The organism is Pseudoxanthobacter sp. (genome assembly GCF_036822375.1).
GTDB lineage: Bacteria > Pseudomonadota > Alphaproteobacteria > Rhizobiales > Segnochrobactraceae > Pseudoxanthobacter.
This window is the reverse complement of the sequence record NZ_DAISHT010000037.1, coordinates 14,734-23,947: the sequence shown is the minus strand read 5'-3', so window position 1 is coordinate 23,947 and position 9,214 is coordinate 14,734. Positions and strand designations below refer to the sequence as shown.

Here is a 9,214-nt window from a genome sequence, read left to right as displayed (position 1 = left end):
GATAGTGGTCGATGCGATAGATGCGGTCTTCCGGGAACACCGCGCCGATGGCCGCATTCACCCGCTTGGCGGAATCGAGGTCCTTGCCGATCGGCTTTTCAATCACCACCCGCGCGTTGCCGGCGGCAAGGCCGTGCTTGCCGAGGCTGGTGCAGATCGGGCCGAAGAACTCCGGCGCGGTGGCCAGATAATAGACATGGATGCGCGCCGGGTTGAGGCCGACGTGGGAGACCAGATTGTCCCAGCCGTCTTCGGAGGCGGCATCGACGGCCACATAGGACAGGCGGGAAAGAAAGCGGGCGAGCGATTCCGGCGAAACCTCGTCGGCCGGCACATGGGCGATGATCGACTGGCGGGCATCTTCGATGAAATCGCTCGGGGCCATCTCGCGGCGCGAGGTGCCGATCACGCGGGCATCTTCCGGAAGCTGGCCGGACTGGTCGCGGTGATAGAGCGCGGGGATCAGCTTGCGGCGGGAGAGATCCCCCGTGGCACCGAAGACGATGATGTCAAAGGGATCGACTTCGACAACGCGCGAGGTCATGCGCGGGCTCCCTGATGAAGCGACGGATCGGTCTGGTGAACGGCTGTCGGCACGGGCACGGGCTTCGTCCTGCAAAAGTTGTCCGGAAGCTGGTGTCTGGTCGAACGGGCCTTCTGTTGGTGTAGAAACGAAAAACCGGAGCAACGCACCCGGTCTTCTGCCGGCTGGCGCAAACCTTCCCGGTGTGCACCCTGCCGATTACAGACAATACCGAAGGAACCGTTTCCCGATCCCTTCCCGCGGCATCGTCCTTCTGCAAGCAAGGGGCGAGATGCAAGGGGCGGGCCGTTTCTGCCCGCGGCCCGCTGCCGCGCCGCCGGCATCGCACCGCCGGCACCGTTGAGGGGCGAACCTCAATTCGCGCCGTTGGTAGCGCAGCCAACGGACTGCTGTCGAGGGGCTGAGGGGCGTTCTGCGCCGGTTTCGCCCCATCTGTTGCCGATCTGCCCGGCTTATGGCCCGTTGGGCGGGCTGCGGAGGCGAATTTGCGGCCGGTCCGGCTTTGGAGTGGCGCGGGGGCCCGATTCCGGCCATTGATGGGCGGGCGCACGCCGGGGCGCGCAGCACCGCCGGGGAAACAGGCCGGTGCAGGCAGGGCGATGGTGCGCGCGACGTCTGTTTCGTTTGGAGCATCAGTCTTGAAGGCCTTTACCGCCCTTGGCCCCGCCGCAGCCCTTGCCCTTGCGCTGGCTGTTCCGGTTGCCGGCCCGGCGGGTGTTGCGCCCGCGGCCGCCGCGAGCCTGCCCGCCGATACCGCCAGTCCTGTTCCCGAAGCCGGGGAAGGCGATTTCGATCTCGTCACCGTCGCAGCGCCGCTGGCCAATCCGTGGTCGGTCGATTTTCTGCCCGACGGGCGCCCGATCGTGACCGAGCGTCCCGGCCGCCTGAATATCGTCGAAAAAGATGGCCGTCTGACGCCGGTCAGCGGCCTGCCGCCGGACATTTATGTGGCCGGCCACGGCGGCCTGCTGGATGTGCATCTCGATCCGGAGTTTGAAAAGAACCGGACGCTGTACCTCTCCTATACCCACGGCTTCCGCGCCGCCTCCACGCTGCGCGTGGCGAAGGCGAAGCTGGAGGGCGACAGGCTGACCGGCCTGGAAGTGATTTACGAGGCCGGGCCGGCGGCGCCGGGCATCGAGAACTTCGGCGGTCGCATTCAGGTCCGCGACGGCTACCTGTTCCTGACGGTGGGCGACCGCTTCGACCTGTCCAAGCCGCAGGATCTGTCGCAGGCGTGGGGCAAGGTCGTCCGCATTCGCAGCGACGGCGCGATCCCGGCCGACAATCCTTTCGTCGGCGTGCCGGGCGCGCGCAAGGAGATCTGGACCTACGGCAACCGCAACCCGCAGGGCCTGACGTTCGATCCCGAAACCGGCCTGCTGTGGGAGATCGAGCACGGGCCGCAGGGCGGCGACGAGCTCAACATCATCGAGCCCGGCCGCAACTATGGCTGGCCGGTGATCACCTACGGCATCGGCTACGACAACAAGCCGATCGGCATCGGCACCAAAGCCGAGGGGATGGAACAGCCGGTGTGGTACTGGAAGCCCTCCATCGCCACGTCCGGCCTCGCCATCTACAAGAACGGCGTCTATCCGCAGTGGAACGGCACGGTGTGGGTGGGCGGGCTCGCCTCCGAAATTCTCGACCGTCTGAAGATGAACGGCGAGCGTGTCGGCGGCGAACAGCGTTTCCTTGAAGGCGAGATCGGCCGCATCCGCGATGTGCGCGTGGGGCCGGACGGCTTCATCTATCTCACCACCGATCTTGAGGACGGCGGTCTCTATCGCATCGAGCCGAAAGACAAGTCGACGGCGGTTGCCCCGGCTGCGGCGAAGTGACGGAACCGTTCTGGCGGGCGGTTCATTCCGCCCGCCAGCGCACCACGATGAGCGCCGCATAGAGCGCCATGGCGATGGCCGCGACGTGGAACATGGCGCCGGGGCCGAAGCGGTCGATGGCCTGCCCCATGGAGGCCGGTCCGAGGAGCATGCCGACCGAATAGGTCATGATGAAAGTGGCGTTCGCGGTGCCGAGATCGACGCCGCTGAAGCGGCTGGCAAGCGCGGCCAGCCCCACGGTGTAGAGGCCGGACAGCACCAGCCCGAACAGGAACATGGCGCCCGCCAGCACCGGCACCGACGTGCCGAGCGCGGGGATCGCCAGCGCCCACAGGGCGGAGGCGACGGCGGCGCCGAGCAGCAGCGCCTTCTTGGGCACGCGGTCGGCCATCAGCCCGGCCGGCACCTGCGCCACGCCGAACCCCAGCCCCAGCGCCGTGATGACGAGGCCGATGGCGGTATCGTCGAAGCCGATGCGCGTGGCGAACACCGGCAGCAGCGCGATGGTGCCGGCATCGATGGCGCCGAAGGCGAAGGCGGCCAGCGTGGCGACCGGTGCAAGGCGCAGGATGCGCACCATCGAGCCGCGGGCTTCCGCCGCGATCACCGGCTGGTGCCGGGCGGCGGTGGCGATCGGCACGATGGTGGCCAGCATGATGCCGGCGCCGAGCCAGAACGGCGCCATGCCCTGACTGCCGGCCAGTGCCAGAATCGCCGGCCCCAGCGCGAACCCCAGCGACAGCGCCGTGCCATAGAACCCCAGCGCCAGCCCGCGCCGCTCGGGCGGGGCGGCCCCGGAAATCCAGAACTCCGACAGGCAGAAGATCACCGTCAGCGAACCGTGAAAGCTGATGCGCAGCAGAAACCAGACCGCAAGGCTCTGCACGGGAAAGAACAGCAGCAGAGACACCGCGGCGACAACGATGGCGGTGACGATGGTGCGCAGCGTGCCGAGGCGGCGGGCGAGCGGCACGGCAAACGGCGTGGCGGCAATGGCGGCGATGCCGGCCATGGCCGAGTTGAGGCCGATCAGGCCGGCCGACACGCCGCGCCGCTCCAGCACCATGGCCAGCAGCGGCACCACCAGCGACAGCCCGGTGCCGAACACGAACGAGGCGCTGACCGGCGCCATCAGCGCCGGGCTGGTCAGGACCGACAATGCGCTGCCGGGGCTTTTCCCGCGGCCCGGAGGAGGGCTATCGTTGGACGACGAGGTCACCATGGGGCGCAACTCCGGGCGCCTCGGGCGTCCCTTCGGGCAGGGGGGGAACGACGACTTTGCCGCACGGGTGGCGTGCGCAGCGCTCTATACGCTTGTTTGATGACATCTGAACAGGGGGACAAACCGTGTGTGGCCGGCGGCAGCGGGGAAGGCTATCACAGGGGCTCGCAGACAAGGCTGCGGGCAGCGGGCGGCCGGTCCGGCATGCGCTGCCCCGGCCCGCAGGAGGCAAGCGATGACAACACCCGCCGGCACGATGCCGCCCGGGGGGCGGCGGCTGCGGCCGGGCACGGCCGTGCCATTCGTCGGGGCCGCCGATGAGTGACCCGGTCGTGCCGCCCGTGGCCGCGGCTGCGCCGGTCCCGCCCGCCGGCGGGGTCGACGATCTCGTTCATGCCCGCATTCTGGCGAGCATGCGCGACGGCGTGCTGTCGATCGACATGGCCGGCCGCATCCTCACCTTCAACGCGGCGGCCGGCGGGCTGCTGGGGCTCGATCCCGCGGCCACCGTGGGCGCGTCCTTCGCCGAAGCCTTCCTTCTGGAAGAGCGGCTGGAGGATTTCAACGAGGTGGTGCTGAAGGCGGTCTACGAAAACGAGACCGTCCACGCCCGCGACCTCATGATCGCGGTCGGCGGGCGCAACGTTTACCTGCACGTCTCGTCGAGCTTCCTGCTCGCCGAGCGCGACGGCGCTGTGGAGCGCCACGGGGTGATCGTGGTGATGAGCGACATCACCGAGCAGCGCCGCCGCAAGAAGATCACCCGCATCTTCGGCGAATATCTCGATCCGCGCGTGGTGGAGCGCATTCTCGCCCGAAGCCCGCTCAGCGAGGAGCGCGGCCGCCGGCAGGTGATGACGGTCTCGTTCACGGATCTGCGCGATTTCAGCGGCTGGACCGAGCGGCTGGAACCGGAAGCGCTGGTGGATCTGCTCAACAGCTATCTGGCCGCCATGACGAAGGCCATCGGCACCCACAGCGGCCTGACGGACAAGTTCATCGGCGATGCGGTGATGGCGTGGTGGGGCCCGCCCTTCACCGACCCCGCCACGCAGGCCCGCGATGCCTGCGAAACCGCGCTGGACCAGATTGCCGCCCTGCCGGCGCTGCAGAAGGCGCTGCAAGGCATCAGCGCCGCGGCCGGCCGCACGCTGGCGGTGGCCATCGGCATCGCCACCGGCGAGGTCGTGGCCGGCGATGTCGGGGCCGACACCAGCCGGAATTTCACGGTCATCGGCAATGCCGTCAACACCGCGGCGCGGCTGGAAGGGGCGGCCAAGCTCTATGGCGTGCCGGTGCTGGTTTCCGATGCCACGCGGCGGGCGGCCGGCGACGGGCTGGTGTTCCGCGAGGTGGACCGGGTGATCCTGCGCGGCCAGACGCGGCCGGAGGCGGTGCATGCGCTGATGGGGCGTTCCGGCAGCGTCAGCGCCGGAACGCTGCATGCGGCGGTGCTCTATGAGAACGCGCTCATGGCCTATCGCGACCGCGACTTCGCCGCCGCCCGGCGCATGGCCGGCGACACGCTGGATGCGGAGCCGCACGATGCCGCCGCCCGGCTGCTGCTCCGCCGGGCCGGGTACTACAGCGAAAACCCGCCGGCGGAAGACTGGTGCGGCGTGTGGGACGGGCCGGCATAACGCAGGGCCACGCAGGTGATGTCGTCGGCCTGCGTCGCCCCGCGCTCGAAGCTGTGGACATCGGAAAACACCGCCGCCGTGATGCCGGCTGCGGTCAGGCCCGGGGCCAGCCCGTCCACGAGGCGGCCGAGACGGTCGTCGCCATAGGCCTGCTCGTCGATATCGAACGCCTCGGTCACGCCGTCGGTGTAGAGCACCAGCAGGTCGCCCGGCGCCAGCCGCACGGCGGCCTCGCGATAGGTCTGTTCGCCGATCACGGCCACCGCCATGCCGCCGGTGGGCGGCAGCATTTCGGGCTGTCCGCCGGCGCGCTTCAGCCAGGGCGGGTTGTGTCCGGCGTTGACATAGGCCATCTCGCCGGTCTCCAGATCCATGACGCCGAAGAACAGCGTGACGAACATCATCTGCTCGTTTTCCGCCGACAGCACGTCGTTCAGCATCTCGATGCAGGCCGACGGCTTTTCGGAAAACAGCGTGGTCGCCTTCAGCAGCGTGCGGGTGATGGCCATGAACATGGCCGCCGGCACGCCCTTGCCGGAAACGTCGGCCACCACCACCGCCAGCTTGTCGCGGCCGAGCAGGAAATAGTCGTAGAAGTCGCCGCCGATCTCCTTGGCGGGCACCATGCGGCCGAACACATCCACCCGGTCGGTCGCCGGGCTGGAGCGCGGCAGGATGGAAAGCTGCAGGTCGCGGGCGATCTCCAGTTCCTGCTGCAGGCCGGCCAGTTTGGCGCGGGTGGCGATGGATTCGCGCAGTTCGTCCACCAGCTCGCGCAGCCGGCGGTGCTGTTCGGCAATGCGCGCCGACATGCGCTGCAGCAGCGAGGCAAGCAGGCCAAGCTGGTCGTCGCCGCCCGCGCCCGCACCCGCACCTGCCGCGGCGGGTGTCGCCGCCGGCGGTTCCGTTGTCCGGCCGGCCGGTGCGGGCAGGGCGCGTTCCTGATCGACGATGGCGCGCAGGTCCTCCATCACCGCCTTGCGGCCGTCGGTCTCCAGCGTGCGGGCCAGCGCTTCGAGCTGCCGGCGGATCAGCCGTTCCTGCCGGCGGCGCTGGCGCTCGGTCTCCATCTTGGTCTGCTCGATGGCGATGGCGTTCTGCCGGAACACCGATACCGTGTCGGCGATGGCGCGGATCTCGCCGTCGCCGCTTTCCTCGATGGCGACCGCCGTGTCGCCGCGCGACAGCGCCCGCAGCACGCCGATGGCCCCTTCCAGAGGGCGGAAGCTGCGGCGCAGATAGAAGAACAGCCAGCCGAGCGTCAGCACCAGAAAGGCGCCGATCACGATCATGCCGATCTGCTCCACGGCGCGCACGTCGCCCAGCGTCTCCGAGCTGTCGCGCAGCGACACGAGAACGCCGACGCTGCCGCCGGTCAGGTCCTTCACCGGCACGCTCGTCACCAGCAGAAGCTGTGTGCGGCCCTCGGTGGTGGTCATGCTGGCGCGCCGGCGCGGCACGGCGGGGCGCGTATCGTGCCACAGCACCGGGTCGGTGCCGGCAATCATGCGCCCGCGCAGCGACACCAGAAAGGTGGCGGCGCCGTAGTCGGCGGCAAAGCGCATCAGCAACGGCGTTGCATCGCGGGCCACGGCCAGCAGCGCGACGGTGCGGCCGTTCACGTCCAGCGGCGACACCGACAGCACTACGAAGCGGTTCGGGTTATCCTGCGTCAGCCCGCCAAGGCGGGCGCCGGAGCTCATGATGTGGCTGAGGGCCACCTTGTCGAGCAGCGGCCGCTGCTCGCCGCCGATGGCGTTGGAATAAATCATCTCGCCCTGCAGGCCGATGACCTGCACGATGTCGGTCGGCCGGATGGTGACGCCCGGCCGCGCCATCGTGCGCACCATGTCTGCCCGCAGGCTGGCCGGCTCGCTGCCCGACAGCGGCGACAGCGCGGCCACGATCTCACTGGCATCGTCGTCCAGCGAATCCACTTCGGTGCGCAGCAGCACCTTCCACAAGGCGCTCTGCCCGGCAATCGCCACGGTGGCGTAATGGTTGGTTTCGCTGCTGTCGCGCTCCTCGCCGGCCAGCAGCAGCAGGCCGAGGATGATGATGAAGGCGATGGAGAGGAACAGCGTCAGGCGGGTGCGCAGCAGCATCGGCGTCAGGCCTCCCCGCCGGCGGCGCTGCGGCGCGGCGCGCCGGCGAGCAGGATCGCCAGCGCGGCGGCGGCCGGCGGCCACAGCGCCCACGCCGGGGAGGTGCCGAGCAGCGCCGCGCCGGCCAGCGCCAGCGCGCCGGTGAGCGCGCCGCCGGCCAGCGCCACGCCGCCGGCGGCCGTGAAGGTGAGGCCGCCGGCCAGCGTTGCCACCGCGCCCAGCGCAAGGCCGGCCGGCAGCGGGGCGAGCGGCAGCGGCCCGGCGGGAAACCACGCCGAAAGCGCGGCCGCCGCCAGCAGCGCCAGAGCGGCCAGCCCCGCGGTTGCCCGCCGGCCGGGCCGGATGAGCGGCAGCACGGCAAGCCCGCCGCCGAACAGGGCGTAGCCGAGGGCCACGCGGGCAAGATCGTCCCGCACCGGCCCCCCGGAAAGGGCGCCGTCCATGAAGGCCACCGCGGCGGCGGTGCTCAGTGTCAGCGCGGCGAGCGGGCGCAGCGCGTGCGGCGGCAGCGCAAGGCGCAGCCGCGCGGTGGAGCGGGTGCGCAGCGCCAGCGCCAGAATGGCCAGAACGCCGGCCAGAACGCCGGCGATCTCCAGCGTCAGCCGCCGCCCGATCATCTGGTCGCACAGCACGCCCAGAATCGGCCCGGCACCTTCCGCCGCCAGCAGCATCAGCGCCCAGCGGAACGGCTGGCGCAGGAAGCGGCCGTCGAGGGCGATCAGCGACCAGACGGCAAAGCCGGTGCCGAACCCGATCAGCAGCCGGGCGATGAGCACGGGGCTGAACCCGCGGCTGTCGCTGACCCACACCAGTGCGCCCGCCACCAGCGCCAGAGCGAGGGCGATGGCCAGCGGCCGGGCGCGCAGCACCAGCAGCGCCGCCAGCAGGCCGGCAAGCTGGCCCGCCGCGCCGAGCGCGACGGAGCCGGCGACCTGAACGGCCTGAAACAGGCCGGCATCGATGCGGTCTGCGGCAAAGCTGGCCAGCAGCGGGCGCGTTGCCCCGGCCAGCGCCAGCACCGCCAGCGCCCACCACCCGGCCCACAGCGTGTTGAAGCGCTGGCGCACGCTGGCCTGAAACGCCGGCAGCGGCCCGAGCGGGGCGATGGCCCGCGCCACCCGCGGCGCCAGCGTGCCGTCGAAATCGACGGCGCGGATCTCATCGGCCAGCGCGGCCACGGCCCGCGCCTCGCTGCGCACGGCGGCCAGATGCGTGCCGGCGGCAACATTGAGGGCCGACATCGGGCTGTCCCACAGCGGGGGCGTGTTTTCGCCGAAATAGCCGCGCGCCACCCTGCGCGCGGCAGCGGCAAAGCGGGCCCGCCGCAGGTCGATCGTCTCCGCCAGCAGCGCGCGCATCAGGATGCCGGCGGCAAGGCCGGCCAGCACGGTGACCACGATGGCCATCTGGACGATGGTCGTGCGCGTCTGCCGGGCGATGGTGTAGGCCGGGAACAGCAGCAGGCGTCCGCGGTCGCTGCCGGCAACGGTGACCGGCACCACCACCGGTTCGACCTGCGAGGCCGCCCCGGCCGCCGCCACGACGCGGCCGCCGGTGTCCTGCAGGATGATGGCGCTGATCTCGCCGCTGGCGCGCATCGACTGCGCCAGATAGGCATCGGCGCGATAGAGCCGGTCGATGGGAATGCCGTAGCCGACCGCCCGTTCCACGGTCTGTGCAACGGCGGCACCGACCGAGCGCACCACGGCGCGGCTTGCCGCCACCACCTCGGCACGCCGCCCGGCATAGATTTCCAGCCCGATCGCCGTGCTGGCGATGCCCACGATCAGCGCCACGATGAGGGCAAACCACAGCGCCGCCCGGTCGCTCGTGCGGGGCATGGAGGCGTGTTGTCTGGC

The 9,214-nt window shown here is 70.5% G+C and carries 5 protein-coding genes and 1 pseudogene; 2 read left to right on the top strand and 4 right to left on the bottom strand.

The window, feature by feature from the left end; all coding sequences use genetic code 11:
* A pseudogene (locus V7067_RS05975) lies at positions 1-544 on the bottom strand (glucose-6-phosphate dehydrogenase); the annotation flags it as partial.
* 638 nt (positions 545-1,182) lie between these two features.
* Here V7067_RS05975 and V7067_RS05970 point away from each other — a divergent pair.
* Entirely contained in the window at positions 1,183-2,388 is a 1,206-nt protein-coding gene (locus tag V7067_RS05970; RefSeq protein ID WP_334174969.1) for a PQQ-dependent sugar dehydrogenase, read from the top strand.
* A gap of 22 nt (positions 2,389-2,410) precedes the next feature.
* Here the strand turns inward: V7067_RS05970 and V7067_RS05965 are convergent, their stop codons facing one another.
* The gene (locus V7067_RS05965; protein WP_334174968.1) at positions 2,411-3,610 is read right to left on the bottom strand and encodes an MFS transporter; all 1,200 of its coding nucleotides are present in this window, start codon (positions 3,608-3,610) and stop codon (positions 2,411-2,413) included.
* Positions 3,611-3,927: 317 nt separating this feature from the next.
* On the opposite strand from V7067_RS05965, the gene V7067_RS05960 reads away from it, so the two are divergent.
* The gene (locus V7067_RS05960; RefSeq protein ID WP_334174967.1) at positions 3,928-5,250 is read left to right on the top strand and encodes an adenylate/guanylate cyclase domain-containing protein; all 1,323 of its coding nucleotides are present in this window, start codon (positions 3,928-3,930) and stop codon (positions 5,248-5,250) included.
* Here V7067_RS05960 and V7067_RS05955 read toward each other — a convergent pair.
* The gene (locus tag V7067_RS05955; RefSeq protein WP_334174966.1) at positions 5,193-7,355 is read right to left on the bottom strand and encodes a PP2C family protein-serine/threonine phosphatase; all 2,163 of its coding nucleotides are present in this window, start codon (positions 7,353-7,355) and stop codon (positions 5,193-5,195) included. The genes V7067_RS05960 and V7067_RS05955 overlap by 58 nt on opposite strands.
* A gap of 5 nt (positions 7,356-7,360) precedes the next feature.
* The coding region (locus V7067_RS05950; RefSeq protein ID WP_334174965.1) for a hypothetical protein at positions 7,361-9,214 on the bottom strand (1,854 nt) is incomplete at its 5' end.

Coding starts and splice junctions, on each gene's coding strand:
- V7067_RS05960 (WP_334174967.1), top strand. CDS start 3,928: ATGAGTGACCCGGTCGTGCCGCCCGTGGCCGCGGCTGCGCCGGTCCCG.
- V7067_RS05955 (WP_334174966.1), bottom strand. CDS start 7,355: ATGCTGCTGCGCACCCGCCTGACGCTGTTCCTCTCCATCGCCTTCATC.
- V7067_RS05965 (WP_334174968.1), bottom strand. CDS start 3,610: ATGGTGACCTCGTCGTCCAACGATAGCCCTCCTCCGGGCCGCGGGAAA.